At 39.4% G+C, this 24,588-nt stretch carries 32 protein-coding genes, 1 tRNA gene and 3 pseudogenes; 16 read left to right on the top strand and 20 right to left on the bottom strand.

All coding sequences use genetic code 11. The annotated features are described in order from the left end of the window. Positions 1 to 23: 23 nt before the first annotated feature. Positions 24 to 740 (bottom strand): EcsC family protein, encoded by a 717-nt coding sequence (locus tag SMSK564_RS07775; RefSeq protein WP_000667338.1) that lies wholly within the window; start codon positions 738 to 740, stop codon positions 24 to 26. Between the two features lie 51 nt (positions 741 to 791). Beyond that, positions 792 to 1,448, bottom strand: coding sequence for a prepilin peptidase (locus tag SMSK564_RS07770; protein WP_000565603.1), 657 nt, complete (start codon positions 1,446 to 1,448; stop codon positions 792 to 794). A 69-nt stretch (positions 1,449 to 1,517) separates the two neighbouring features. Here SMSK564_RS07770 and SMSK564_RS07765 point away from each other — a divergent pair, with 69 nt between their 5' ends. Then, on the top strand, positions 1,518 to 1,973 hold the full coding sequence (locus tag SMSK564_RS07765) for a GNAT family N-acetyltransferase (protein ID WP_000155442.1): 456 nt from the start codon (positions 1,518 to 1,520) through the stop codon (positions 1,971 to 1,973). 15 nt (positions 1,974 to 1,988) lie between these two features. Next, positions 1,989 to 2,284: pseudogene (locus SMSK564_RS13930) on the top strand (transposase); the annotation flags it as partial. Positions 2,285 to 2,393: 109 nt separating this feature from the next. Here the strand turns inward: SMSK564_RS13930 and SMSK564_RS07755 are convergent. The 5 genes and pseudogenes from SMSK564_RS07755 to SMSK564_RS13680 all read right to left on the bottom strand — a co-directional run bounded on the left by SMSK564_RS07755 (position 2,394) and on the right by SMSK564_RS13680 (position 4,345). After that, a complete protein-coding gene (locus SMSK564_RS07755; protein WP_000109962.1) occupies positions 2,394 to 2,597 on the bottom strand; it encodes a CsbD family protein in 204 nt (67 codons plus the stop codon). Positions 2,598 to 2,627: 30 nt separating this feature from the next. Next, the gene (locus SMSK564_RS07750; protein ID WP_000064113.1) at positions 2,628 to 3,236 is read right to left on the bottom strand and encodes an Asp23/Gls24 family envelope stress response protein; all 609 of its coding nucleotides are present in this window, start codon (positions 3,234 to 3,236) and stop codon (positions 2,628 to 2,630) included. 39 nt (positions 3,237 to 3,275) lie between these two features. After that, positions 3,276 to 3,446, bottom strand: a complete 171-nt coding sequence (locus SMSK564_RS07745) for a DUF2273 domain-containing protein (RefSeq protein WP_000455066.1) — start codon at positions 3,444 to 3,446, stop codon at positions 3,276 to 3,278. An 11-nt stretch (positions 3,447 to 3,457) separates the two neighbouring features. Continuing rightward, a complete protein-coding gene (gene amaP, locus SMSK564_RS07740) occupies positions 3,458 to 4,030 on the bottom strand; it encodes an alkaline shock response membrane anchor protein AmaP (protein WP_000030217.1) in 573 nt (190 codons plus the stop codon). A gap of 78 nt (positions 4,031 to 4,108) precedes the next feature. Next, a pseudogene (locus SMSK564_RS13680) lies at positions 4,109 to 4,345 on the bottom strand (GlsB/YeaQ/YmgE family stress response membrane protein). A 334-nt stretch (positions 4,346 to 4,679) separates the two neighbouring features. Here SMSK564_RS13680 and mgaSpn point away from each other — a divergent pair. Further along, positions 4,680 to 6,158: a virulence factor transcriptional regulator MgaSpn gene (mgaSpn, locus tag SMSK564_RS07730; RefSeq protein WP_001205265.1), complete on the top strand. Its 1,479-nt coding sequence runs from the start codon at positions 4,680 to 4,682 to the stop codon at positions 6,156 to 6,158. A gap of 246 nt (positions 6,159 to 6,404) precedes the next feature. Here the strand turns inward: mgaSpn and SMSK564_RS13470 are convergent. The 7 genes and pseudogenes from SMSK564_RS13470 to SMSK564_RS07700 form a co-directional block, all read right to left on the bottom strand. After that, positions 6,405 to 7,023, bottom strand: a pseudogene (locus tag SMSK564_RS13470) (VOC family protein); the annotation flags it as partial. 212 nt (positions 7,024 to 7,235) lie between these two features. Further along, complete coding sequence (locus SMSK564_RS07720; RefSeq protein WP_000241134.1) at positions 7,236 to 8,111, bottom strand: SDR family NAD(P)-dependent oxidoreductase; 876 nt, start codon at positions 8,109 to 8,111, stop codon at positions 7,236 to 7,238. A 1-nt stretch (position 8,112) separates the two neighbouring features. After that, positions 8,113 to 8,949 carry an alpha/beta fold hydrolase gene (locus SMSK564_RS07715; protein ID WP_000120504.1) on the bottom strand — a complete coding sequence of 279 codons (837 nt, stop codon included), beginning with the start codon at positions 8,947 to 8,949 and terminating at the stop codon, positions 8,113 to 8,115. Positions 8,950 to 8,962: 13 nt separating this feature from the next. Continuing rightward, complete coding sequence (locus SMSK564_RS07710; protein WP_000642299.1) at positions 8,963 to 9,967, bottom strand: NADP-dependent oxidoreductase; 1,005 nt, start codon at positions 9,965 to 9,967, stop codon at positions 8,963 to 8,965. Positions 9,968 to 10,080: 113 nt separating this feature from the next. Further along, the gene (locus SMSK564_RS07705; protein WP_000379853.1) at positions 10,081 to 10,491 is read right to left on the bottom strand and encodes an Rrf2 family transcriptional regulator; all 411 of its coding nucleotides are present in this window, start codon (positions 10,489 to 10,491) and stop codon (positions 10,081 to 10,083) included. A 234-nt stretch (positions 10,492 to 10,725) separates the two neighbouring features. Then, positions 10,726 to 10,798, bottom strand: a tRNA-Lys gene (locus SMSK564_RS0102415). Between the two features lie 263 nt (positions 10,799 to 11,061). Next, positions 11,062 to 12,333 carry a replication-associated recombination protein A gene (locus tag SMSK564_RS07700; RefSeq protein WP_001113192.1) on the bottom strand — a complete coding sequence of 424 codons (1,272 nt, stop codon included), beginning with the start codon at positions 12,331 to 12,333 and terminating at the stop codon, positions 11,062 to 11,064. A gap of 333 nt (positions 12,334 to 12,666) precedes the next feature. On the opposite strand from SMSK564_RS07700, the gene SMSK564_RS07695 reads away from it, so the two are divergent. The 10 genes from SMSK564_RS07695 to pepF all read left to right on the top strand — a co-directional run bounded on the left by SMSK564_RS07695 (position 12,667) and on the right by pepF (position 19,230). Further along, on the top strand, positions 12,667 to 12,888 hold the full coding sequence (locus SMSK564_RS07695; protein WP_000440706.1) for a hypothetical protein: 222 nt from the start codon (positions 12,667 to 12,669) through the stop codon (positions 12,886 to 12,888). A gap of 40 nt (positions 12,889 to 12,928) precedes the next feature. Beyond that, the gene (locus SMSK564_RS0102410; protein WP_029690304.1) at positions 12,929 to 13,117 is read left to right on the top strand and encodes a hypothetical protein; all 189 of its coding nucleotides are present in this window, start codon (positions 12,929 to 12,931) and stop codon (positions 13,115 to 13,117) included. Between the two features lie 135 nt (positions 13,118 to 13,252). Further along, positions 13,253 to 13,432 carry a type II toxin-antitoxin system HicA family toxin gene (locus tag SMSK564_RS0102405; RefSeq protein ID WP_001132287.1) on the top strand — a complete coding sequence of 60 codons (180 nt, stop codon included), beginning with the start codon at positions 13,253 to 13,255 and terminating at the stop codon, positions 13,430 to 13,432. A gap of 36 nt (positions 13,433 to 13,468) precedes the next feature. Further along, complete coding sequence (locus SMSK564_RS07690; protein ID WP_000961806.1) at positions 13,469 to 13,921, top strand: type II toxin-antitoxin system HicB family antitoxin; 453 nt, start codon at positions 13,469 to 13,471, stop codon at positions 13,919 to 13,921. Positions 13,922 to 14,211: 290 nt separating this feature from the next. Beyond that, positions 14,212 to 14,682: a DUF3013 family protein gene (locus tag SMSK564_RS07685; RefSeq protein ID WP_000257111.1), complete on the top strand. Its 471-nt coding sequence runs from the start codon at positions 14,212 to 14,214 to the stop codon at positions 14,680 to 14,682. A 9-nt stretch (positions 14,683 to 14,691) separates the two neighbouring features. Then, a complete protein-coding gene (locus SMSK564_RS07680; protein WP_000401994.1) occupies positions 14,692 to 15,120 on the top strand; it encodes an NUDIX hydrolase in 429 nt (142 codons plus the stop codon). Further along, complete coding sequence (locus SMSK564_RS07675; protein ID WP_000619185.1) at positions 15,117 to 15,590, top strand: GNAT family N-acetyltransferase; 474 nt, start codon at positions 15,117 to 15,119, stop codon at positions 15,588 to 15,590. The genes SMSK564_RS07680 and SMSK564_RS07675 overlap by 4 nt, the downstream gene beginning before the upstream one ends. A 137-nt stretch (positions 15,591 to 15,727) precedes the next feature. Beyond that, positions 15,728 to 16,678 (top strand): 50S ribosomal protein L11 methyltransferase, encoded by a 951-nt coding sequence (gene prmA, locus SMSK564_RS07670; protein ID WP_000451143.1) that lies wholly within the window; start codon positions 15,728 to 15,730, stop codon positions 16,676 to 16,678. A gap of 1 nt (position 16,679) precedes the next feature. Further along, a complete protein-coding gene (locus SMSK564_RS07665) occupies positions 16,680 to 17,423 on the top strand; it encodes a 16S rRNA (uracil(1498)-N(3))-methyltransferase (RefSeq protein WP_001188195.1) in 744 nt (247 codons plus the stop codon). Positions 17,424 to 17,433: 10 nt separating this feature from the next. After that, positions 17,434 to 19,230, top strand: a complete 1,797-nt coding sequence (pepF, locus tag SMSK564_RS07660; protein ID WP_000435566.1) for an oligoendopeptidase F — start codon at positions 17,434 to 17,436, stop codon at positions 19,228 to 19,230. A gap of 168 nt (positions 19,231 to 19,398) precedes the next feature. Here the strand turns inward: pepF and SMSK564_RS07655 are convergent, their stop codons facing one another. Further along, positions 19,399 to 19,788 carry a nuclear transport factor 2 family protein gene (locus SMSK564_RS07655; protein ID WP_000106200.1) on the bottom strand — a complete coding sequence of 130 codons (390 nt, stop codon included), beginning with the start codon at positions 19,786 to 19,788 and terminating at the stop codon, positions 19,399 to 19,401. A gap of 150 nt (positions 19,789 to 19,938) precedes the next feature. Between SMSK564_RS07655 and SMSK564_RS07650 the strand changes: the two genes are divergently transcribed. The 3 genes from SMSK564_RS07650 (at position 19,939) to SMSK564_RS07640 (ending at position 21,853) form a co-directional block, all read left to right on the top strand. After that, entirely contained in the window at positions 19,939 to 20,271 is a 333-nt protein-coding gene (locus SMSK564_RS07650) for a winged helix-turn-helix transcriptional regulator (protein ID WP_000182730.1), read from the top strand. Positions 20,272 to 20,282: 11 nt separating this feature from the next. Then, entirely contained in the window at positions 20,283 to 21,068 is a 786-nt protein-coding gene (locus tag SMSK564_RS07645; protein WP_000284152.1) for a DUF2785 domain-containing protein, read from the top strand. A 116-nt stretch (positions 21,069 to 21,184) separates the two neighbouring features. Next, complete coding sequence (locus SMSK564_RS07640; RefSeq protein ID WP_000714810.1) at positions 21,185 to 21,853, top strand: MIP/aquaporin family protein; 669 nt, start codon at positions 21,185 to 21,187, stop codon at positions 21,851 to 21,853. 73 nt (positions 21,854 to 21,926) lie between these two features. Here SMSK564_RS07640 and SMSK564_RS13675 read toward each other — a convergent pair whose 3' ends face one another. Genes SMSK564_RS13675 through queC form a run of 5 tightly spaced genes read right to left on the bottom strand, consistent with a single transcriptional unit; the run spans position 21,927 to position 24,430 of the window. Continuing rightward, positions 21,927 to 22,103, bottom strand: a complete 177-nt coding sequence (locus SMSK564_RS13675; RefSeq protein ID WP_025170903.1) for a hypothetical protein — start codon at positions 22,101 to 22,103, stop codon at positions 21,927 to 21,929. Positions 22,104 to 22,114: 11 nt separating this feature from the next. Then, positions 22,115 to 22,606 (bottom strand): preQ(1) synthase, encoded by a 492-nt coding sequence (queF, locus tag SMSK564_RS07635; RefSeq protein ID WP_000082587.1) that lies wholly within the window; start codon positions 22,604 to 22,606, stop codon positions 22,115 to 22,117. An 18-nt stretch (positions 22,607 to 22,624) separates the two neighbouring features. Further along, on the bottom strand, positions 22,625 to 23,341 hold the full coding sequence (gene queE, locus SMSK564_RS07630) for a 7-carboxy-7-deazaguanine synthase QueE (RefSeq protein WP_000196461.1): 717 nt from the start codon (positions 23,339 to 23,341) through the stop codon (positions 22,625 to 22,627). Next, positions 23,334 to 23,777: a 6-carboxytetrahydropterin synthase QueD gene (gene queD, locus SMSK564_RS07625; RefSeq protein WP_000464567.1), complete on the bottom strand. Its 444-nt coding sequence runs from the start codon at positions 23,775 to 23,777 to the stop codon at positions 23,334 to 23,336. Before queD ends, queE begins: the two co-directional genes overlap by 8 nt. Next, a complete protein-coding gene (gene queC / locus SMSK564_RS07620) occupies positions 23,777 to 24,430 on the bottom strand; it encodes a 7-cyano-7-deazaguanine synthase QueC (RefSeq protein WP_000828774.1) in 654 nt (217 codons plus the stop codon). Before queC ends, queD begins: the two co-directional genes overlap by 1 nt. Positions 24,431 to 24,588 lie beyond the last annotated feature (158 nt).

Here is a 24,588-nt window from a genome sequence, read left to right as displayed (position 1 = left end):
ACATTAAGATAGAAACAAGGGGGTTATTGTATTTCACTTATATCAATGATTAAATCATCTCCAAGATTAATTCCGTTAGGTGTGAAAACGCTTAGTGCATGATTTGCAATAACTTGTGTAGAAACAGTATCAACTCCTGCACCAATAAGTGCACCTGCAACAGGAATCATTTTTCCTAGATTTACTACTCCCTTTTCTCCAAATTTTGTGACTAATCTGAATCCAACTGCTTGATTGATTTTCTTTAGCACTTCTCCAGGAACTTTTTTAATCATGCCTTGAGCCAATTTTTCAGCAACGACAATTCCAGCTTTTTTTGCAATATCAGCTACAGTAGTTCCTGTAAGCGATGCGTATACAAAGGTCTGCACCTGGTCACTTTTTAAATCATATCCACGCATATAAGCAATAGTAGCAATCATTCTCATTTGAACGAGAATAACAGATGTAATATTTGCAGGAATAGTTACTGGTAGAGTTAGAATTCCTCCAAATCCAGTAATAAATCCAGATAGAGCCGCCTTGCTAGTCTGAAAAGTAATCATTTTTGAAATAGCAGTGTCAACATTATCATACCTAAGATAATCATCTGCTAATTCTTGAATAGTTTTTTGGCCAGGAATTCCATTAATAGTTGTATCGTATGCCCAATCTAGGACTTGCATCATAGAACTTTCATCAATTTTTGGGACATCTAGTTTTGGTAATTCAAAATTGATGTTTGGTAATTCGAATTTCATAATAAGTCTCCTTGTTTTCAGTATAACTAGTATACACTATTGTGTTTCGATTTACAATATTAATTTACCACAAATAATCATGCAAGCAGCCAGTAAGAGGAAAGGCACGAAAGGAAGTCTTTCCTTTTTCTTTTGCAGGAGAAAGGCTAGGATTCCCGTCGCAGAAGCGAACTGAATCAAGATTAGTAGTTCAGTCGCACTAAATACGAGAGCACAAGAAGCTAAAAAGAGAAAATCCCCTGCGCCCATGCGGATATCGATAAAATGAGCTAAAAAGCCAAGAGCAAGGAAGAATACCATGACCAGATTCCAGCCAGAGCAGGCCATGAGGATTAGGTGGAAAGTCATCCAGACCAGTAAGGGATATTCCTGATGGCGAAAGTCGTAGATGCCCAAGGTCAAACCAGCAGTGATTAGGATGACTTGTCCCAAGGAAAGTAATCCCCAAGACCAAGCTAGAAAGAGGAGGCCTAAACCTAGTTCAAAAAGGGCATACCAGACAGGATAAGGTGCCTTGCAGTAGCGACAGCGAAAGCGATTAAAGATTTGAGAGAGGATAGGAATCAAATCTAAGGGACGCAAGCGAGTCTGACAGGAATCGCAGTGACTGGGTGGACTGATAATGGATTGCTCTGGAAAACGGTCAATGACCAAACCAAGAAAGGAAGCGAGAATACTCCCGACAAGAAAAAAATAAATATCAATCATACTTATCTATTCGTAAAAAATAGGAGAAGTAGTATAATGGAGAAATATAGATAAGATAGTGAGGTCAAGATGACAATTCGTTTTGAAGAAAATGTGAGCCCAGAAAATGCTCAATTCGTATGCCAATGGTCCAACTCCCTTGGCAAATCATTTCAAGAACAATGGATGGGAACAATGATTCCTTTTCCCTTGACAATTCAAGTTTTGCAAGATTTGGAAGGAATCTTTTCAATCTTTGAAGGACAAGAGTTTGTGGGGCTCATCCAGAAAATCAGGCAAGAAGACAGTAATCTTCATATTGGAAGATTTTTTATCACCCCCAAGAAACAGGGGCAAGGCTTAGGTAGCCAAGTTTTAAGGAAATTTGTTAGTTTGGCATTTGCAAATGAAGATATAGATAGTATTTCTCTAAATGTCTTCGAGGCAAATCAAAGAGCTCAAAATCTTTACCAAAAAGAAGGATTTGAAATCGTTCAAATTGTTGAAACACCTATACGAAAATACATAATGAAAAAGAGTAGATAGAAAGTAAAAATCCTTGAAATCAATGTTGACTGCGATGATGAACCTGAATCAGCCCCTCAAAAGGGACTGTATATGAATGAACGTTACCAGTGTTTAAAAACTAAAGAATATCAGTCACTTTTATCTTCCAAGGGTAGACAAATTTTCGCTAAACGTAAGATTGATATGAAATCTGTCTTTGGGCAGATAAAGGTTTGCGTGGTTATAAGAGATGTCATCTGAGAGGTAAGCGTCAAGTGAGAATTGACATGGGATTCGTACTAACGGTCAACAACCTGCTGAAATATAATAAGAGAAAGAGGCAAAATTAAAAAGCTAGAGTTCCGCAATTGGAAATCTCTAGCTTTTTGTTTTCTGAGAATCATTTTGACTCAGACTCTTTTGACTAATGTTACTAAAAAGATAAAGTAACTTTTAGCCTTATTTATTGTCGCCACTCAACATGTTTTTAACACCTTCGATAGCGCCTTCTACAGCGTCTTTGGCATCTTCAGCAACTTCTTTTACTTTAGAAACAACTTTTTCAGCTGCTCCTTCTTTTTCCATTTTTTCATCACCGATGACTTTCCCAACACCTTCTTTAATAGAACCTTTAGCTTGATTTAATTTTTCTTCTACTGACATGATAATTTCTCCTGTTATATTTATTTTATCTTAGTTTACACGAGTTTTTTCGTGAGATACTACACCAGTTGCTGCACCTTTAACAGCTTCTACACCTTCGCTAACTTTTTCTTGAACAGTTGAGAAACCAGATCCAAGACCAGATTTAGCTTTTTCGAATTGTTCTGAAGCGAATTCTCCTGTTGATTCAGCAACGTCAGATACGCGATCTTGAAGGCTTACTGAGTCTGCTTCATGTTGTTCTTTAGTTTTGATGTCGACAACGTTTACGTTGATTTCAACAACTTCCAAGTTAGTCATTTTAGCAACTTCTGAAGATACGATTTCTCTGATTTCTGAATATAAAGCTGGAACATTTTTTTGGTACTCAGCAATAATGTTTAAGTCAACTGCAACTTGTGTTTTACCAACTTCTACGTTAACACCACTTGTTACGTCATCGCTGTTAACGATTTTTTCTTTAAGATTTGAGAAGAAACCACCGTCGATTCCCAAAAGACCTGAAACGTTTTCTAGTGACAGACCAATGATTTTTTGGATAACTTTATCTTCGTAAGTAAGTTCCCCTTTGATTTCGTGAGCTACAGCAGTAGCATCTTTCTTTTCTACGTTAGTGTTTGTGTTTTTTTCGTTTGACATATGAAACTCCTTTAATTAAATTAGTAATTTTTATTTTTTTTATTTATCTATATAGTTTTTTTCGATATATAATCCAGCTGCAACTCCCAGTGCTCCTAAAATCAATACAAATATTGTTTTGAAGAAGCCAAAGGAGACAATCAAACAAGCGAGAAATACGCCTATAAGACCTGCGATTATTGGATATCGATATTGTTTAAGCCATTCCATTTTTTACTTCCTTACTTCACACGACTAACAGTCTTTTTGTTTTGAGGTTTTGGTTTAGGCTGGTAGTCTTTTACTAGAACTTCTAGTTTAACCTGACGCTCAATACCAAAAAACTGCTTCAATCCATTAGTTATTTCATTTTGAATTAGTTGGCATCTGTCAGCGATGTTGTCCGAAGGAAGAATTTTACCTTCTACATGAACGAAACATTTATTTTTTCGTAAATTTACATGAACAGTTGGGTTCTTGATCAATCCATGATCACTCACCAAACTTCTAACAAAACCTTCGATTGCTGAATTCTTTAATTTCAATGTATCGTTTTTAGTTTCAAGTTGAATTTCCAAATAACGTTTAGGATAAAACAACACAACTAACATCGATATCAAAACTAAAGTTGATAGAGCCACTATCCCCCAGAATATATATCTAGAGAGATAAAATTCAACGAAATGATTCTGTCTCCAGCTAAATAGCTGAATGCCTAGATCACTAACTTGATGATAATCTATCAAAACAGGAAGGAAAATTGTCAAGATTAAAATACAGAAAATAATGAAACATATTTTCTTTGCTTTTGACATATACAATCCTTTCGATTTAACATTTAAACTATTTTTACCCGTCTAATCTATTTAAAAATAGTTTATTACTACAAGTAATTATTTTTTACCTGTAAAGAATGATACTACAGTAACAACAATTGCTGCTCCTGCAATAGATGGGATCAAAGCCATTCCAGCGATGGATGGGCCTCAACTACCTAAAAGGGATTGTCCTACAGATGACCCGACTAAACCAGCGAATACATTTGCGACGATTCCCATAGAACTACCTTTTTTAGTGATTCTACCTGCTACAAGTCCAATAAGATCTCCAGCAATGATTGACCACAATATTGCTTACCCTCCTTTTTTATTTTAATATCAAAAAATAAATCAATTCCTTTGATTATTGCTATTGTATAATTTTAATATAAAAAAATCAAATTCTTTGATTGTTGCTATTATATAATTTTTAAAATTAAAAATATAATCTTTCGACTTGAATTTGATTCTGTATTCACGCCCTCAATGGACGGTAAAATAAGAAAATTATTTATATATTGCCCCCGTAGTGTTATTATACGAAATAAAGGATCTTAGTAAAAGTCGTTATAGCATGCTATACATATTCTTTGTGGTATAATGCAAGAGGTGAAATCCGATAATTTATAAAGAGAGAAAGACATTCATGAGAGATTTATTATCTAAAGAAAGTCATAGGCAATTAGAATTATTAGAATTATTATTTGAACATAAACGATGGTTTCATCGTTCTGAACTAGCAGAGTTACTAAATTGTACAGAACGTGCAGTCAAAGATGATCTATCCCATGTTAAATCTGCTTTTCCTGACTTGATTTTTCATTCTTCTACTAATGGTATACGCATTATTAATACCGATGATAGTGATATTGAAATGGTTTACCATTATTTCTTTAAGCATTCAACTCATTTTTCGATTTTAGAATTTATCTTCTTTAATGAAGGTTGTCAAGCTGAGAGTATTTGTAAAGAATTTTATATCAGTTCATCTTCGCTCTATCGTATCATTAGCCAAATCAATAAAGTGATTAAAAAGCAATTTCAATTTGAAATCAGTCTGACCCCTGTTCAAATCATTGGAAATGAGAGAGACATTCGTTACTTTTTTGCACAATATTTTTCAGAAAAATATTATTTCCTAGAATGGCCATTTGAAGATTTTTCATCAGAGCCCCTATCTCAATTGTTAGAATTGGTTTATAGGGAAACAAGCTTTCCAATGAATTTGTCAACTCATAGAATGCTAAAGTTACTCCTAGTTACGAACCTATATAGAATAAAGTTTGGTCATTTCATGGAAGTAGAGAAAGACTCTTTTAACGATCAAAGTTTGGATTTTTTGATGCAGACAGAAGGAATAGAAGGTGTTGCTCAGAATTTTGAATTAGAATACAATATCTCTTTAGATGAAGAAGTTGTTTGCCAATTATTTGTGTCTTACTTTCAAAAAATGTTTTTCATAGATGAAAGCCTCTTTTTTAAATGCGTAAAAAAGGATAGCTATGTTGAAAAATCTTACCATCTATTGAGTGATTTTATAGATCAGATTTCAGTCAAGTATCAGATTGAGATTGAGAATAAAGATAATCTGATTTGGCATCTGCATAACACCGCACATCTGCATCGTCAAGAGTTGTCCACTGAGTTTATTCTATTTGATCAAAAAGGGAATACAATCAGGAACTTTCAAAATATTTTTCCAAAATTTGTTTCAGATGTAAAAAAAGAGCTTTATCACTATTTAGAGACTCTTGATGTTTGTTCTAGTTCAATGATGGTAAATCATCTATCTTATACCTTCATCACTCATACCAAACATTTGGTGCTTAATCTACTACAAAATCAGCCAAAGCTGAAGGTTCTGGTTATGAGCAATTTTGATCAGTATCATGCAAAATCAGTAGCGGAAACACTTTCTTATTATTGCAGCAACAATTTTGAACTTGAAGTTTGGACTGAATTAGAATTATCAAAGGAATCTTTAGAAGAATCGCCTTATGATATCATCATTTCTAATTTTATTATTCCTCCGATTGAAAATAAGAGACTGATCTATTCAAATAATATAAACACGGTCTCACTCATATCTTTGTTAAATGCCATGATGTTTATTCGATTAGATTAGTGAGTGAAAGAAGACTCCATCCATCTCTAGGGTAGATTTCCTATAGAGTAGGTGGAGTCTTTTTGAATATTAAAAAATTTCATATCTATCATTAGCAGAGATCCTAGTTCCATTCATTTTGGGACCTGTCTTAAATAGTATATGCCCAGAGGTAAGTATCTGAAGTAGAAAAAGAAAGACCCTTTAATCCTGTATCAAAAAACTTGAAACGGGATGTGTCACAGATTGAATCGAAACCCCTGCCGATCATTGGTTGGATATGCGAACATGGATTAGGATACTATCTGGATCACTAAATTCTAACTCTCTTGAGTTTAGCCATGTGATTGACGCCTCAACTTCAGGTGTACTCTGGTCAATGATGAGGAGTTCCTCTTTACTTGTAATCTCAATGAGATAGTAGGCTAGGCCTGGCAAGCCTTGCTGACGTTTGATTGGACTTTTTCCAGGCCACTCATTCATTGTCAAGTGGTGATGGTATTTCCTGCTTGCTAACCAACTAGCATTCGGTAGGCTAAATTTCTCACTTAATCCCAACACCTTTTGATAAAACTGACTTCTTACTCGACTATCTTTCACGGATAGATGGATGTTCCCCATTCGGGTACCTTCAGCAAGTACAAAGGGATTAGCTTTCTCCCCCAGTTGGTAGATATCTTGAGCAGTTAGTTCTTCGGTGACACTGATAATGCGCCAATCCTCCGAATATCCCATGAGGTTACTGATTTATCACAATAGAGTCAAATCCATTTCATTCCAAATTCTCAAAATAAAGAGCTTCGTTATAAGCGTGATCTGCGCCTCCAACTAGAGGAATCTGCAAGTCAATTAGGTGCTTCAAGATATCGCCCAAGGCTTTTTCTGTCGTATTTAGATGTCTATACATGAATATTTAAGAAATTTTCATATTGAAACTAATCAAAAATGTTGAAATATAAGTGATTTTCAGCAGATACTTGTAGTAATTTTAAATGTGATTATTTCAAAACGTGGCAAAAGTGGGGCACATTATTTAGGAGATAGAAAATAGATAAGTTTTGATATTATCTTTTTCTTGATAGTCGAGTCATAATAAAGTTAAGATATTGTGGACTTATTTTGAAACAACTCAATTTTATCATTACAGTAATTGATTAAATCTTGAGCTTTTTCAAGTGTATAGCCTTTTTCAGAAACTGTTTTGACAGTTTTATCATCAAAATAGTAGCTAGTCAAACCAGTGATTTCTTCTGATAATGTAAGATAGTAGCTTGTTTCAATTCCCTCGTCTAGATTTTTGGAAAATGACTTCATCAAGCGTCCGAAGAGAGACTTTTTCGTCTTTTCATCACTGGAATCATTCCCTAAGTTAGTTGAAATCAAGCCAGGATGGTAGGCATTAATAGTGATATTTGAACCTCTTAAAAAGAACTCTCGGGTTAGATAGCGTGTCATCCAAATGGTGTAAAGTTTGGAATTGTTGTAGGCCAAACCAGGATTGTAGTTTGTTTCAAATCCAAAGTCTAAATCCTTGACCTTGGCAAAATGATGCATATAGGAAGAAGTATTAATGACACGGCCGTCAGCCGCTTTTTCTAACAAGGGACTTAGCTCAGTTGTTAAAATATAGGGAACCAGAACAGATAACATAAAGGTCAACTCGACATTTTCAGAACTCGCTTTTCGTTCTTTTCCAGCATACAGGCCTGCATTGTTAAACAAGACATCAATACTTTGAAAGTCTCGCTTGATTTCCTCTACAAATCGATAAACATCGTCTAATTTGGAAAAATCTGCAAGGTAGCTAGAAACTCTGCCTCTCAAGGAAACAGCCCTAACCTCTTGAAGCGCCAGATCAAGTTTTTGAGGATTTCGACCATGGAGGATGACATGATGGCCTTCACTAGCCAGTTTCTTTGCCAAATGTTTACCAATACCGTCAGTAGCACCTGTAATCAGAATTGTTTTGACCATATTAGTTCTCCAAGAAAGCTTTTAATTCTTTTGAAAATTCGTCTGCATATTGGAAAATCGAACCGTGGCCAGCATTTGGATAGATGATCAGCTTACTATCTTTTATTTTCTCATGCATATCATAAGAATTTTCCGTTGGAACCTGCATATCCTTATCACCATTGACGATTAAGGTTGGTTGGGTGATGAATTGAAGGTCGTCCTGCGAATCTTTTCCCCAACGTTTAATAGCTTTGAGTTGAGTTAGGAATCCTGGTAGGTTCATGTCTTTATCCGCAAATTCCTTTGTTCTCATCCCCATTCGTCCTAGGACTTTCAAAGCTTCAATTTTTCCTTGTTCATCATGATTATAGAAGATATAGCGTTTAGGATCGATGCGCTCGAGTCCAGCTTTAAACATAAAACTAAAAGTTTTCCCAGTTACCTTATCGACATCTTTTCCGCCTCGAGGTCCTGTTCCAGCCAAGATTAAACGATTGACTAGAGTAGGATTTATTCGGATGATTTCTTGGGCAATCATACCTCCCATAGAAAGGCCAAGAAGATTGATTTTATCGTAACCAAGCGCTTTTACAAAGTCAATTGTCTGCTTAGCCATTCCAGGAATCGTCGAAGCAACTTTGCCCTGACTGGCTCCAACTCCAGGAAGATCGACTACAATGACGTGGTGCTTTTCAGCAATCAAGTCTAAGAGTTGAGGATCCCAGTTGTCGAGGGTTGCTGCCAAATGGACCAGCATCAGAAGAGGTAGTTTTGATTTGCCTTTACTGAGTTCGCGATAAGCGATTTTGTTCCCGTCGACTGTGATGTATTGATTTTTTGTAGTAATATATGACATTGTGTTTTCCTTTTTATTTCTTAAAGCTGAGGACTGTTTTTCCACGTGAGCGACCATTAGCGACTTTGTCTAAGGCGCTATTCACTTCTTCAAATGGATAAACTGTATCGATAGAGGGTTTGATTTCTAATTTACTAAAGAGGTCAGCTACCTCTTGTAATTGAGCACCATTGCTTTCTACAAAGATAAAATGGTAGTGAACGCCGTATTTGTCAGCCATCTTATCAAATTTGCGACCTGCTAAGCCTAGAATAATCTCTTTCCATTTTGGTAGATTCATGCGTTTGGCAAAGGTACCGTTTGGCATGGCACGAAGGGAAACAAGCTGTCCACCTTTTTTCATGATAGACATTTGTTTTTCAGTCTCAGCGCCACCAAGGGTATCGAGGACATAATCAACCTGGCTAACAGTTTTTGTATAATCCTCTGTTTTGTAATCGATAAATCTATCTGCTCCTAGTTTCAATACACGCTCAGCACTATCTCCAGAACCGTTGGTAATGACCTTCAAACCTTTGGCCTTGGCAATCGGAATGGCCATTCCACCGACACCTCCAGTACCACCAGAAATAAAGATCGTTTTCCCAGCTTGAGCGCCCATGAGGTCAAGAGCCTGCATGATAGTCAAGGCAGTAAGCGGAACAGCAGCAGCTTCCTCGTCTGATAGATAGTCTGGAACCTTGGCTAAAGCTTGGCTATCGACAGCTACGTATTCTGCAAAGGCGCCAATTTGGTCGAGTGGGAGACGTCCAAAAACTCGGTCTCCGACTTTGAAATTTTTGACTTGTCTACCTGTCGCCTCAACGATACCGACTACTTCATTCCCCGCAGTTTGAGGAAGTTTGTAAGGAACGATCATCCTGACTTCTCCTCTAGAAATCATGTTATCCAGAGGATTAACACCAACTGCGCTTACTTTGATCAAAACTTCTTTGTCTGTGATGCTTGGTTTAGCGACTTCTGTGATGTTCAGTGTGATATTGTTTTTGTTATAAGTAGTATGTTGTGCGGCTTTCATGTGTTTTCTCTTTTCTTTTTTAATACGTCTTAATATACTTGTATCTAATACAAGTATATGTTGTTTTTAGTAAAAACTGACTTGCTATCAAATCAGTTTCGGACTTGTTTGGATTATTTATATAGATTGTCAATGACATCTTCTAAAGTTTGATTTGCTAATTCCTTCTCTAATTGAGATTCGGCACTAGCGAAAAGCGGTGAAACTGCTCCTTGGATATGTTTTCCAACGGGACAATCGGGATTACTATTTTGATGAACAGGAAATAAACTGATATGCTTGATTTCTTGAGTAGCATAGTAGATCTCTAGTAAAGTTATTTTCTTTGGAGACTTACTGAGTTGATAGCCTGTTTTTCCTTGCTGGGAATGAATCAAATCTGCATTTTTCAATAAGGCAATCACCTTTCGAATGTAACTAGCGTTAGTCCCAACACTAATAGCTAGTGCTTGAGAACTTAAGGTTTCCTTACTCTCGCTAATCATTGTTAGGATGTGTAAGGCTACTGAAAATTTTGTATCCATCTGAACTCCTTTTTATAAACTTGTATTAGATACAAGAACAAGTATAGCATAAATTAAAAGAAAAGCAAGACTTTTGTGTTAAATTTTAAAAAATTTTTTTGAAGAATGCCATCAGATTAGATAGATTTGGAAGGGGTGTTCATAAAATGATTACATTCCTATCCATTGGTTGACCAAAAGTAGAACAGATACACAAAAAAGCCTTATTACAAGGCTTTTCCTGTTGTATTTAGATGCCCCCTACAGGGATCGAACCTGTGACCCACGGATTAAGAGTCCGCTGCTCTGCCAGCTGAGCTAAGGAGGCGAATAAAAAGCTGTATTGGTGCCGAAACTTCACGGTTTGTATTGAACCCGCGCAATTAAGCAGGTGGGCAACTCGCTCTAACTGAAGCTGTTTCCGTGTGAGACGGCCTACATGCTGTTAGAAGACTTTTGTTTCCCTAATAATACAAAAAATAGTCGGTCAACACTTAAGTGTGAAGTCGTACACCACAGCGTTTCTATGTTTATATGATACCACTTTTTCAAAAAAAATCAAGAGGAAAGTGCAATTTTTTGAAAAGGATTTCAGATTTTTCGCAAACGGTCGATGGCTTCCTTTCTTTGAGCCAGAGCTCGTTCATATTTACCAGTATCTTCTGCTTGGAAATAGTGATGATTACGAATTTTTTCTGGCAGATAGTATTGCTTGACCCAATTTCCAGGATAGTTGTGTGGATAGAGATAGTCTTGGGCATTCCCCAGTTCCTTGCTTCCACTGTAGTGCCCATCACGCAGGTGTCGCGGAATAGGCAAGTGCCCTGATGTTTTGAGGTCAGCAAGTGCCTTGTCCATAGCTACATAGGCTGAGTTGGATTTTGGAGAAAGGGCCAAATCAATGACGACATTGGCAATGAGAATGCGGGCTTCTGGGAAACCAATCCTTTGTGCAGCATCCAGAGCAGTCACGGTATGAATCTGGGCTTCAGGGTTGGCCAAACCGATATCTTCATAAGCGATAACAGTCAAACGACGAGCGAGACTTGGTAAATCACCAGCCTCAATCAAGCGGGCAGCATAGTGAAGACTGGCATCAACATCTGAGCCACGGATAGACTTTTGCAGGGCTGAGAGAACATCATAGTGGCCATCTCCATCCTTATCCATAGTGATGTAGCTCCGCTGCAGGCTATTTTTCATGACGTCTAGAGTGATATGGCGGATTCCCTTATCATTCTCAGGGGTAGAAAGAACAGCCAAGTCCAGTGAGTTGAAGGCAGAGCGAAGGTCTCCGTTTGTAGAGGTGGCAATGAAGTCCAGCGCATCCTCATCTAGTTCTACTGGAAAATCAAAACCACGTTCAGGGTTGTTTAGAGCTATCTGAAGAGCCTCTTTGACGTCTTGGTTAGACAGAGGTTCCAACTCAAAAATTTGAACACGGCTACGAATGGCAGGAGTGACAGAAAAGAAAGGATTTTCAGTCGTAGCGCCAATCATGATGACCAGTCCACTTTCCAAGAGAGGCAAGAGGAAGTCTTGCTTGGTTTTATCTAGTCTATGAATCTCGTCTAGTAATAGGACGAGACCACCAGAGAATTTAGCCTCTTCCGCAATTTCTTGAAGTCGCTTTTTACTATCAACTGTCGCATTGAAAGTTCGAAAGGCATACTTAGTAGTCCCTGCGATGGCAGAGGCAATACTGGTTTTGCCTATTCCAGGAGGTCCATAAAGAATCATGGAGGACAGGCGGTTGGCTTCCACCATGCGGCGGATGATTTTTCCAGGTCCGACCAGATGCTCCTGACCGATGACCTGGTCAATAGTTTTAGGGCGCATGCGAAGCGCGAGATTATCTGGCATAGCAGTCCTTTCTAATGTGGATTTTAGTGTCATATTTTTTGAGTAGAATGACTCATCTAATATATCTTACTATGTCCATTCTAGCCTATTAGTTGTGATATTTCAATGGTTTTGTAATATTCAGGGTGTGAGATAGAATCTTTTTGACTATTTAATTTAATGAGGAGAGGCATCAGCATGAGAGAATGGATTTCTCTTAAAATTCAAAATATGATAGTTGAGCCTAAAGAAGTGGAATTGCTGAATTGAGAAATAATATTGCTAAATGTTATTGCATGAACTATAATGAAAAGAGAGGTGATAAGAAGAGGTGATAAGAAGAGGTGATAAGAAATGGAAAGAATGGAATTACCAAGTCAGGAAATTTTGATTTTTACAAAACAAATTCGACATTGGATTCTTAGTGATCAAGTTATCTCAGGAAAAAGACAATTTTTCTTCCGGGAAGACACTCCAAAAGAGATTTTAGATTTGTACGAAAACATTAAATCTAAACTTGATTTTGCTTACCAAGAAGTTCATTCTAATAATGGGTTGAAAAAATATGAAAAATAGAATAATTGATGTTTTTAAAGTAGTAAATCGTCTCCTTGTGATAACTGTTGAAAATCCTGATTTCGAAGAGTATCAGTTTGTAAAAACTGGAGATAAAAAATATAGAGTACGCAGTGTTCCTATGATTCATTCAACTCTGCCTCAATCTGTCTTAGATCGAGATACTTTTACAATTGACTATACAGATTATGAATTGCTCGATAAAGAAGCAGTTTTTACTACTCATTAGAAAAATAGGTATGAATAAATTGGCTTCCCTTAGAACCACATCTAGGGGTTTTATATATAAGAGAATAATAAGTATTACTCCTTTACAATACGTGTAGCACGTGTTATAATGGTGTTGTCAGGAGGTAAAAGCGCTATGCCTATGACACAAAAAGAGATGGTTAAACTCCTTACGGCTCATGGTTGGATAAAGACTAGAGGCGGTAAAGGTTCCCATATTAAAATGGAGAAGCAAGGGGAAAGACCTATCACAATCCCTCATGGTGAGCTGAATAAGTACACTGAAAGAGGGATAAGAAAGCAAGCTGGGTTGTAAAATTCAGCCCCTGCTTTTTGATATGGAGGTAGTGAGATGTTAGTGACGTATCCAGCTTTATTTTATTATGACGATACAGACGGAGCAGAAGCGACTTATTTTGTCCATTTCCCGGATTTTGAATACTCAGCTACACAAGGAGAGGGGATTTCTGAGGCTCTGGCTATGGGTTCAGAGTGGTTAGGCATAACTGTTGCAGATTTGATAGAGAATGATGGAGATTTGCCCCAGCCGTCAGATATCAATAGCTTGTCTTTAATTGATAATGATCCTTTTAAAGATGATGAAGATTTCGTGTCAACCTATGACCTTGATAAATCTTTTATTTCTATGGTATCTGTTGATGTATCAGAGTACTTAGGAAGTCAGGAACCCATTAAAAAGACCTTGACCATACCAAGATGGGCAGATAAGTTGGGACGAGAAATGGGACTTAACTTTTCTCAGACTTTGACAGACGCTATTGCAGATAAGAAAATACAAGCATAAGATTAAGTGTGACATCGTGGGAATGGCCAATAAAAAAGCACATCTAATTGTGCTGGTTACTTGTCTATTGATCCTATAGATTTGCTAGCCCTTTCGAGGGCTTTTTATGTTGATTTTTATGAGAAATGAAGAAATCAGACTGTTAAGAAAATCACTAATACCAAGGGTTTAAATGAGGTAATATGGTATAATTAGGACATAAAATAATTTTGTGGTAAGATGGTAGTATCTATTTTAGCATATTTCCGAGCAATCGGGGCGATTTAAGAGTCGCATAGAAAGAGGACAAAATGGCAACATACGGATTTTTAGATGTTTTAGAGGAAGAGTTGGACAAGAATTTTCCCTTTGACTTTGAGATTAGTTGGGACAAGCGCAACCACGCGGTAGAAGTGAGCTTTTTATTGGAAGCGCAAAATGCTGCAGGTGTGGAGATGGTGGATGAAGATGGAGAGGTTTCATCAGACGACATTCTCTTTGAAGAAGCAGTGCTTTTTTACAATCCTGTCAAGTCAACCGTCAATGAGGAAGACTATTTGACGGTCATTCCTTACCTACCTAAAAAAGGATTTTCTCGCGAATTTTTAGCTTATTTTGCCCTTTTCCTCAAAGATACTGCGGAGGTTGGGCTAGATGCCCTTATGGACTTTTTGGAAGACCCAGAAGCAGAAGAATTCGTCATGGAATGGAACCAAGAAGTCTTTGAAGAAGGAAAAGTTGGCTTGGAAGAAGGAGAATTTTATCCTTATCCGAGATATTAGGAGTTTGACATGGAAATAGAGATTTCTGATTTCACAGGCTGTAAGATTGCTTTGTTTTGTGGGGATAAGCTTTTGACTATCTTACGCGATGATAAGGCAAGCATTCCCTGGCCCAATATGTGGGAACTGCCAGGTGGAGGACGAGAGGGGGATGAAAGTCCTTTTGAGTGTGTGGCGCGTGAAGTTTATGAAGAACTGGGCATTCATCTGACTGAGGATTGTCTGCTATGGAGTAAGGTTTATCCAAGTATGCTTTTTACGGATAAACAATCTATATTTCTAGTCGGTCTGTTGACACAGGTCCAGTTTGACAGTATCGTATTTGGTGATGAAGGACAGGGATATCAGCTGATGAATGTTGAGGAATTTCTTAGCTCCAGTCAAGTTGTACCTCAGTTGCAGGGTAGATTGAGGGATTATTTGGAGGAAAGTTTATGATAAGAATTGAACGAGCAGGAGCAGAGGATTTGGAGACCATCATTGCGATTCAAAGAGCTAGCTTTAAGGCTGTTTATGACAAATACCAAGATGAATATGATCCTTATCTGGAGGACCGTGAACGAATCAAGTGGAAACTAGCAGAACGTCCTAATAGCTACTACTACTTTGTGAAAGAAGATGAAGAAAATATTGGTTTTTTACGAATTCAGACCAATGACGAGTTAACGAAAGCTTGGTTGGGAACAGCGGCAATTTTGCCCCAGTATCAAGGAAAAGGTTATGGTTCTGAAGGATTGGAATTGCTGGAAAAGGAATTTCCTACGATTAAGCAGTGGGATTTGTGTACGGTATTACAGGACACGGGGATGGTCGCCTTTTATGAGAAAAATGGTTACCGTCAAACTCATACCGAGCCTGAAAAAGAAGGTATGGATATGATTTACATGAAAAAATTGATTGACAAATAGAAAGGATAGTTCAGTTACATTTCTAAACTGAACTCGCCCTAAACACTGTGCCAAAAAGATAAACTTCTCATAGACACAAGCGTCTTCAGAGAGTTTCCTATTTTGGATTTGTGTTTTACGGGCTTGGTATCTTAAATATGGAAACATGGCAAGAGTTAAAAGTTACAGTTAAGCGTGAGGGGGAGGAGCTGGTCTCCAATCTCTTGATTGAGCTAGGAGCGCAAGGTGTTGCAATCGAAGACAGTATGGACTATGTGGGAAATGTGGACCGCTTCGGCGAGATTTTCCCAGAGGTCGAGCAGCAAGAAGAAATTGTGGTGACCGCCTACTACCCTGATACGGTTGATGTAGCAGTGGTTGAGGCAGACTTGCAGGCTCGCCTAGCAGAATTGACAGATTTTATGGACTTGGGAGAGGTAAAAATGGGAACGACTGCCTTGGCTGAGGAAGACTGGGCAGACAACTGGAAGAAGTACTATGAACCAGCTCGTATTACTCATGATTTGACCATCGTGCCGTCTTGGACAGACTATGAGGCGACTGCTGGAGAAAAGATTATCAAGCTGGATCCTGGTATGGCCTTTGGAACAGGAACCCACCCAACTACCAAGATGAGCCTTTTTGCTTTGGAACAGGTTCTTCGTGGTGGGGAAACAGTGCTAGATGTGGGGACTGGATCAGGCGTCCTCTCTATTGCTAGCTCGCTGCTTGGTGCTAAGGAAATTTTCGCCTACGACCTAGATGATGTGGCAGTTCGTGTCGCTCAGGAAAATATTGAGCTAAACCCTGATATGGAAAATATCCATGTAGCTGCAGGTGATTTGCTTAAGGGTGTTGAGATTGAGGCAGATGTCATCGTGGCTAATATCTTGGCGGATATCCTCGTTCATCTGACGGATGATGCTTATCGCTTGGTCAAGGATGAAGGCTACCTGATCATGAGTGGCATTATCAAGGACAAGTGGGACATGGTGCGCGAGTCGGCTGAGTCAGCTGGATTTTTCCTCGAAACTCACATGCTTCAAGGGGAATGGAATGCCTGTGTCTTTAAGAAAACCAAGGATATTTCCGGTGTGATTGGAGGCTAGCATGCAGCAGTATTTTGTCAAAGGTAGTGCTATCTCTCCTGTCACCATTGAGGACAAGGAAACTAGCAAGCATATGTTTCAGGTTATGCGCTTGAAAGAAGATGATGAGGTGACCTTAGTCTTTGAGGATGGAATTAAGCGCTTGGCGCGTGTGCTGGATGTGGAAACTCGTCAGTTTGAATTGGTAGAAGAACTAGATGATAATGTGGAACTGCCAGTCCAGGTGACCATCGCATCCGGCTTTCCTAAGGGAGACAAGCTGGAGTTCATTACTCAAAAAGTAACCGAACTCGGTGCCAGCCAAATCTGGGCTTTTCCTGCAGTCTGGTCCGTTGCCAAGTGGGATGGCAAGAAATTGGGTAAAAAGGTTGAAAAACTAGAAAAAATCGCCCTTGGAGCAGCAGAGCAAAGTAAGCGTAATATGGTTCCAAGTATCAAACTTTTCGAGAAAAAAGCAGATTTTCTAGCTCAGTTTGACCAGTTTGACTCTATCGTAGTGGCTTATGAAGAGTCGGCAAAAGAAGGAGAAGCCGCTGCGCTTTTACAAGCAGTCGCTGGTCTTGAAAAAGGAGCCAAATTGCTCTTTATCTTTGGTCCAGAAGGCGGTCTGTCACCTGCAGAAATCGAAAGTTTTGAAGCTAAAGGAGCCGTTTTGGCAGGCCTAGGTCCTCGCATTTTGCGAGCAGAAACAGCACCGCTTTACGCCTTATCAGCCCTTAGTGTTTTATTAGAATTAGAGAAATAAGAGGAAGAAAATGGAACAAAAACACCGTTCAGAATTTCCAGAGAAGGAACTTTGGGATTTAACCGCCCTATACCAAGATCGTGAGGATTTCTTACGTGCGATCGAGAAGGCTCGCGAAGACATCAACCAGTTTAGCCGTGATTACAAGGGCAATCTTCATACTTTTGAGGATTTTGAAAAGGCCTTTGCAGAATTGGAACAAATCTACATTCAGATGAGCCACATTGGTAATTATGGTTTTATGCCTCAGACGACAGATTATAGCAATGACGAATTTGCTAACATTGCCCAAGCTGGGATGGAATTTGAAACAGATGCCAGCGTAGCCTTGACCTTTTTTGACGATGCCTTGGTGGCAGCGGACGAGGAAGTCTTGGACCGTTTGGGGGAATTGCCTCACTTAACGGCAGCCATTCGTCAGGCAAAAATCAAAAAAGCCCACTATCTAGGGGCTGATGTGGAAAAAGCCTTGACCAATCTGGGTGAAGTTTTCTACAGTCCACAGGACATTTATACTAAGATGCGAGCTGGGGATTTTGAAATGGCTGACTTTGAGGCCCATGGAGAGACATATAAAAATAGCTTTGTGACCTATGAGAATTTCTACCAAAACCATGAGGACGCTGAGGTTCGTGAGAAATCTTTCCGTTCCTTCTCAGAAGGGCTTCGTAAGCACCAAAATACGGCTGCGGCTGCCTATCTAGCCCAAGTCAAGTCTGAAAAACTATTGGCAGATATGAAGGGATATGACTCCGTCTTTGACTATCTTCTAGCTGAGCAAGAAGTAGACCGTGCCATGTTTGACCGCCAGATTGATCTCATCATGAAGGACTTTGCGCCAGTTGCTCAGAGATACCTCAAGCATGTTGCTAAGGTGAATGGTCTTGAAAAGATGACCTTTGCTGACTGGAAATTGGACTTGGATAGCGCTCTTAATCCTGAAGTGACTATTGACGATGCCTATGATTTGGTCATGAAGTCGGTAGAACCTTTGGGGCAAGAATATTGTCAGGAAGTTGCTCGCTATCAAGAAGAGCGCTGGGTGGATTTTGCTGCCAATAGTGGCAAGGATTCTGGTGGTTATGCGGCGGATCCATATCGCGTACATCCTTATGTTCTCATGAGCTGGACAGGTCGTTTGAGCGATGTCTATACCTTGATTCATGAAATTGGGCATTCTGGTCAATTCATCTTTTCGGATAATCACCAAAGCTACTTCAACGCCCACATGTCGACCTACTATGTCGAAGCGCCTTCGACCTTCAATGAATTGCTACTCAGTGACTACTTGGAGCACCAGTCTGACGACCCTCGTCAAAAACGCTTCGCTCTGGCTCACCGCTTGACAGACACCTACTTCCATAACTTTATTACCCACCTCTTGGAAGCAGCCTTCCAGCGTAAGGTGTATACATTGATTGAAGAAGGAGAAACTTTCGGAGCAAGTAAACTCAACAGTATTATGAAGGAAGTCTTGATGGATTTCTGGGGAGATGCCATTGAAATCGATGATGATGCGGCTTTGACTTGGATGCGCCAAGCTCACTATTACATGGGCTTGTATAGTTACACCTACTCAGCTGGACTAGTCATCTCGACTGCGGGTTACCTTCATCTGAAACATTCAGAAACTGGAGCTGAGGACTGGCTCAATCTCCTTAAGTCAGGTGGTAGCAAGACACCACTTGAGTCAGCCATGATTATCGGAGCGGATATCTCAACAGACAAACCACTCCGTGATACAATCCAATTCTTGTCAGACACAGTTGATCAGATCATCGCCTACAGTGCCCAGTTGGGAGAGTAAATTAAAAGAGTCTGGGACAAAAGTTTAACCTTAAATATAAAAAGCGAACAAAACGAGTTATCTGACACTCAGAATTCTGTCTTGTTCGCTTTTTTTCTAATCTATCGATTTTAAAAATTTATAATAAAGAATTCCTAAAATCAAAATTTTTTGTCCCGGCCTCTTTAATTATCCCCAAAAGCTATCTTCTTCAGCTTGATCTGAAGAGAAGAGCCAAACTTCTTTGATTTTTCCGTCTTCAATGCGGAAGAGGTCAATCCCGTTCATATTGAGTTCAGTACCATCAGCCCGTGTTCCAAGAAAAGTAACATTGGCTGCGATTAAATCCTTATTGTCAGAAACCCAATTTGTTATTACCTTAAAGGTTCCATTAGTTTTCTCAGCAAATGTAGCTAGGTGAGTTCCTAGCTTGTCCTTACCAACAACTGAACCAGATAGACTATGATTACCAGGTTGATGCCAGACAATATCGTCTGCCATCGTTTCAAAGACACCAGGAAAGTCACCAGCAATTAAAGCTTGGTTATAAGCATTGAAAATTTCTAAGTTTGTTGACATATATATTCTCCATTTCTTTTTTATGATATAATTGTAACAGTTACAAACAAAAAAACAAGTAGACACTTTTTTGATAGCTAGTATCAAAAGTGGTACTTTTATTGATACTAAAAGATAAATTTTTTTAAAAAAATAGAAAGAAGATATTTTATGACAAATAAAGTGAGTGAGTATGGTATTTGTCCATTTGCGACAACGCAGAGGGTTTTAACGGGGAAATGGGCACTGGTAATCATTTATCAGTTGAGTACGGGTACCAAACGATTTAAAGAATTGCAGAGATTATTGCCTGGTATTACTCAAACTATTTTGACCCGTCATCTCCGTCAATTAGAAAAGGATAAGATTGTTCAACGAAAGGTCTATGCCGAAGTTCCACCACGAGTTGAGTACAGCTTAACTGAAATGGGGCAGGAATTCAGAGTTGTTTTAGATGCTGTCGAGAAATGGGGGCTAGATTATATCAAGTTGCTAGAAATGTAGAGGTATTGACCATGTATCAAGAGTTACTTAGAAAAATAGCAGAAGAAAAACCAAGTTATCATGAGGAAGAAATCCAGTGGTTATTTGACCATTTGGGAGATTCTTCTCCAGAAATTCGCGATGACCTTGTTTTTACAAGCTTTGCTAGAGGGATTCAGGAAGAGCTATTTACACAGGAACAATTTTATTTCATTGCTGAAGAGATTTCATCTGATGGAGGATTATATAAAGAGATTGATAAGGTAGGCCTGTCAACCCTTGAACGTTCTTTTAGGGCGCTTATTTATGCAAATCTATTGTCTGCAGATGCCAACCAGCAATCGGTTTTTTATCAGGAATTACAATCAAAAATTCGTAATGTCCTTTTAAATCAAGGTTTGCACTATCTTTCAAAAGAAAAGGATACAACTGGTTTTTCAAGTCAGTATGGTTGGGTTCATTCTTTTGCACATGGATCCGATTTACTGACAGAGGTGGTTTGTCATCCAGACTTTCCTAAAAACAGACTTCATGAAGTATTTGATATACTTGGCCAACTATTTAAAAGAATTTCGATTCGCTTTACAGATGATGAGGATTGGCGTTTAGCAAGAGTGATCTATGAACCTATTTTACAAGGGAAGTTGGAGCAAGAGCAAGTAGCTTCTTGGATAAAAACTGTTGATTTTCCGATAGAAGAAAGGGAAGATTTTTATAAATTTTCCAACTTCAGATCCTGTCTGTTGGAAGTCTATGTCCAACTTGATCAGAGAAATAGTTTACAAGATGACTTGAAAGAAGCTATCCAGTCTTTTTAATACTAGGGATAAGCTAATAGTTCTATGATTTTCAAAAAATTTCCAATCAATTTTCTTGAAACCCTTTCCCTCTTTTGATAGACTAGTATCTAGTTTTTGAAAAAAGGAGAAAGAAAATGAAAAAATTTGTTGCTGAGTTAATCGGTACGTTCCTGCTTGTGTTCATCGGGACAGGAGCTGTTGTTTTTGGAAATGGTCTTGATGGCCTTGGTCACCTTGGAATCGCCTTTGCCTTTGGTCTGGCAATCGTAGTCGCAGCCTACTCAATCGGAACTGTTTCAGGTGCTCACTTGAATCCAGCTGTTTCGATCGCTATGTTTGTAAACAAACGTTTGTCATCAAAAGACCTTGTCAACTACATCCTTGGTCAGGTTGTTGGAGCTTTTATTGCTTCTGGCGCTGTCTTCTTCCTCTTGGCTAACTCAGGGATGTCAACTGCTAGTCTTGGTGAAAATGCCTTGGCAAACGGTGTCACTGTCTTTGGTGGTTTCTTGTTTGAAGTCATCGCAACCTTCTTGTTTGTTTTGGTTATCATGACTGTTACTTCAGAAAGCAAGGGAAATGGCGCGATTGCTGGTTTGGTAATCGGTTTGTCCTTGATGGCGATGATTCTTGTGGGGTTGAATATTACTGGACTTTCAGTAAACCCAGCTCGTAGTTTGGCACCAGCTGTCTTGGTAGGTGGCGCAGCCCTTCAACAAGTTTGGATTTTCATCCTTGCACCAATCGTTGGTGGGGTTCTTGCAGCTCTTGTTGCAAAAAACTTCCTTGGAACAGAAGAATGATTGAAACTCAAAAAGCCTTGCTCCTCATCTCGAGGAACAGGGCTTTTTCGTATGATACTCTTCGAAAATCTCTTCAAACCACGTCAGTTTTATCTGCAACCTCAAAACAGTGTTTTGAGCTGACTTCGTCAGTTTCATCTACAACCTCAAAGCAGTGCTTTGAGCTGACTTCGTCAGTCTTATCTACAACTTCAAAGCAGTGCTTTGAGCAACTTGCGGCTAGCTTCCTAGTTTGCTTTTTGATTTTCATTGAGTATGAGTTTAGCGGTTGTCAATTTTCTCTGGATAAAGGTCGTGTTGGAAGAGGCGTTGTTCTGCCAAGCCTTCATACTTAGTTCCTGGCTTACCGTAGTTGTAGTAGGGGTCGATTGAGATGCCACCGCGTGGAGTGAATTTTCCCCAGACTTCTAAATAGCGAGGATCTAGCAAGTTAACCAAGTCTTTCCCAATGGTGTTGATACAGTTTTCGTGGAAATCTCCGTGGTTTCGGTAGCTAAAGAGGTAGAGTTTGAGGGATTTTGACTCGACACAGAGCTTGTCAGGAATGTAGGAAATATAAATCGTCGCAAAGTCTGGCTGAGCGGTAATAGGGCAAAGGGAGGTAAATTCAGGGCAGTTAAATTTGATAAAATAGTCATTTTCCACATGACGATTGTCAAAGGATTCGAGGACTTCTGGTTGATATTCGAAAATGTAGTTGGTTTCTTTGTTGCCTAGTAGGCTTAGGTTTTTCATTTCTTCTTGTTGTGACATGATTTTTTCTTTCTAATTTTAAACACCACGTTGGTTATCGTAGAGGAGGGTATGGAGTTGAGGAAGGACGCGGACATTGCCCCAGCTATCGTCGGCAGCGATACGTTCCCAGAGTTCTTTGAGGCGGTCCAGTTGGTCTTGGATAATATTGCCTGTGGCCTTGGGCTCAGGATTTCCTGCAGATAAGAAGAGGACATCTGGTTGGTAGCGTTCTTGTATTCCTTTAGCAAAGGCTAAATCTGCATCATCAAAGACAGGGATTTTAAAGGTGACCTTATCTGGATCCAGTTGGGAAACGATAAAGTCCAAGGTCTCAAAGTTGACTTCCATCTTGGATGAAGGAGGTTTGGGACTCAGAGTGACCTGGTCGATGTCTTTCAACCAATTTTGCCAGCGGGAGCCTTGAGTTTCAACAGCCAGAGTGACACCGCGTTCCTTGAGTTTGGTGACCAATTCGGCCATGTTGGCTGCTAGGATAGCAGGATTTCCCCCAGATAGGGTGACATAGTCGTAGCTTCCTAGTTTATCCAAGGCAGCAATGACCTCGTCAGCTGTCATGCGAGTTGGTTTTTCTGAGCCATCCCAAGTAAAGGCAGAATCGCACCAATCGCAGTGGTAGTCACAACCAGCAGTGCGGACAAACATGGTTTTCTGCCCGATAGCACGACCTTCACCTTGAAAGGTTGGGCCGAAAATTTCCAGAACTGGTAGTTTAAGGACACGTTCCCTAGTCATCTAACCACTCCCGTCTAAACTCTGCAAAGGCAGTCGGAGTCTCATAGAGGCGAACGTATTCCAAACGGAGACCACGTTCGTCTGGCAACTCTTGGTTCATGGTTTGGAAAATCCAGTAAACCATATTTTCAGCAGTCGTGTTCATATAAGGCAAAGTCTCATTGAGATAGCGATGATCCAGGTGGGGCTCTAAGTAGTTCTTGTAGATAGCTTTGATATCTCCGAAATCGTAGGCCATGCCACGTTCATCTAAAAATCCACTGACAGCAATCTGCAGATGATAGGTGTGACCATGAAGGGATTTGCATTTTCCCTCATAGTGAAAGAGGTGGTGGGCAGCATCGAAGGTAAACTCTTTTGATACCAAGGTTCTGTGAGGATTGTAGACAAGAGACTCCCCGGTTTCCTGTTTGATTTCTTTGGGTGCAAAAAACATTAGTCCTCTCCTTTCTGTGAGAGATAAACATCTAACCCATGTTGACGTAGGTGGCAGGCTGGGCAATCTCCACAGCCGCTCCCGATAATTCCGTTGTAGCAGGTTAAGGTATTTTCACGAACATAGTCAAAGGCACCGAGTTGGTCGGCTAATTCCCAAGTTTCAGCTTTGTCTAGCCACATGAGAGGTGTTTGGATAACGAAGTCGTAATCCATGGCAAGGTTGAGGGTAACATTAAGGGATTTGACAAAGACATCTCGACAATCGGGGTAGCCTGAGAAGTCTGTCTCGCAGACACCTGTCACGATATCTTTAATGCCCCGTTGCTTAGCAAGGACTGCCGCAAAGGATAGAAAGAGGTGATTACGACCATCAACGAAGGTATTGGGAACCTCTCCCTCTTTTTGCTCAATCTCCATATCAGAGGTCAAGGCATTTTCAGTGATTTGCCCCAGCAGAGACATATCTAGGATGTGATGACGAATACCCTGCTCCTTAGCAATTTCTCTAGCGACTTGAATTTCGAGATGATGGCGTTGACCGTAGGCAAAGGTAACGGCTTCGACTGTTTCATAGTGTTCTTTAGCCCAAAAGAGGCAGGTTGTAGAATCTTGACCGCCACTAAAGACGACCAAGGCTGATTGACGTTTCATAGTACTCCTTCCAAAATGGGAAATGTTTAGAGCACGCAAAAAGCTCCCATGAGGGAGCTAAAAAATACCAAATCGAGGTTTTTTTTAGCGATGGCGTGTCCCAAACATCGTAATATTCTACCTATAGTCTAGCATATTTTTTGAAAAATGGCAAAGGG

Origin of the sequence: Streptococcus mitis SK564, from assembly GCF_000148525.1 — a bacterium.
GTDB classification, from domain to species: domain Bacteria; phylum Bacillota; class Bacilli; order Lactobacillales; family Streptococcaceae; genus Streptococcus; species Streptococcus mitis_H.
The sequence above is the reverse complement of the archived record's forward strand: the minus strand, read 5'-3'. Positions and strand labels throughout refer to the sequence as shown.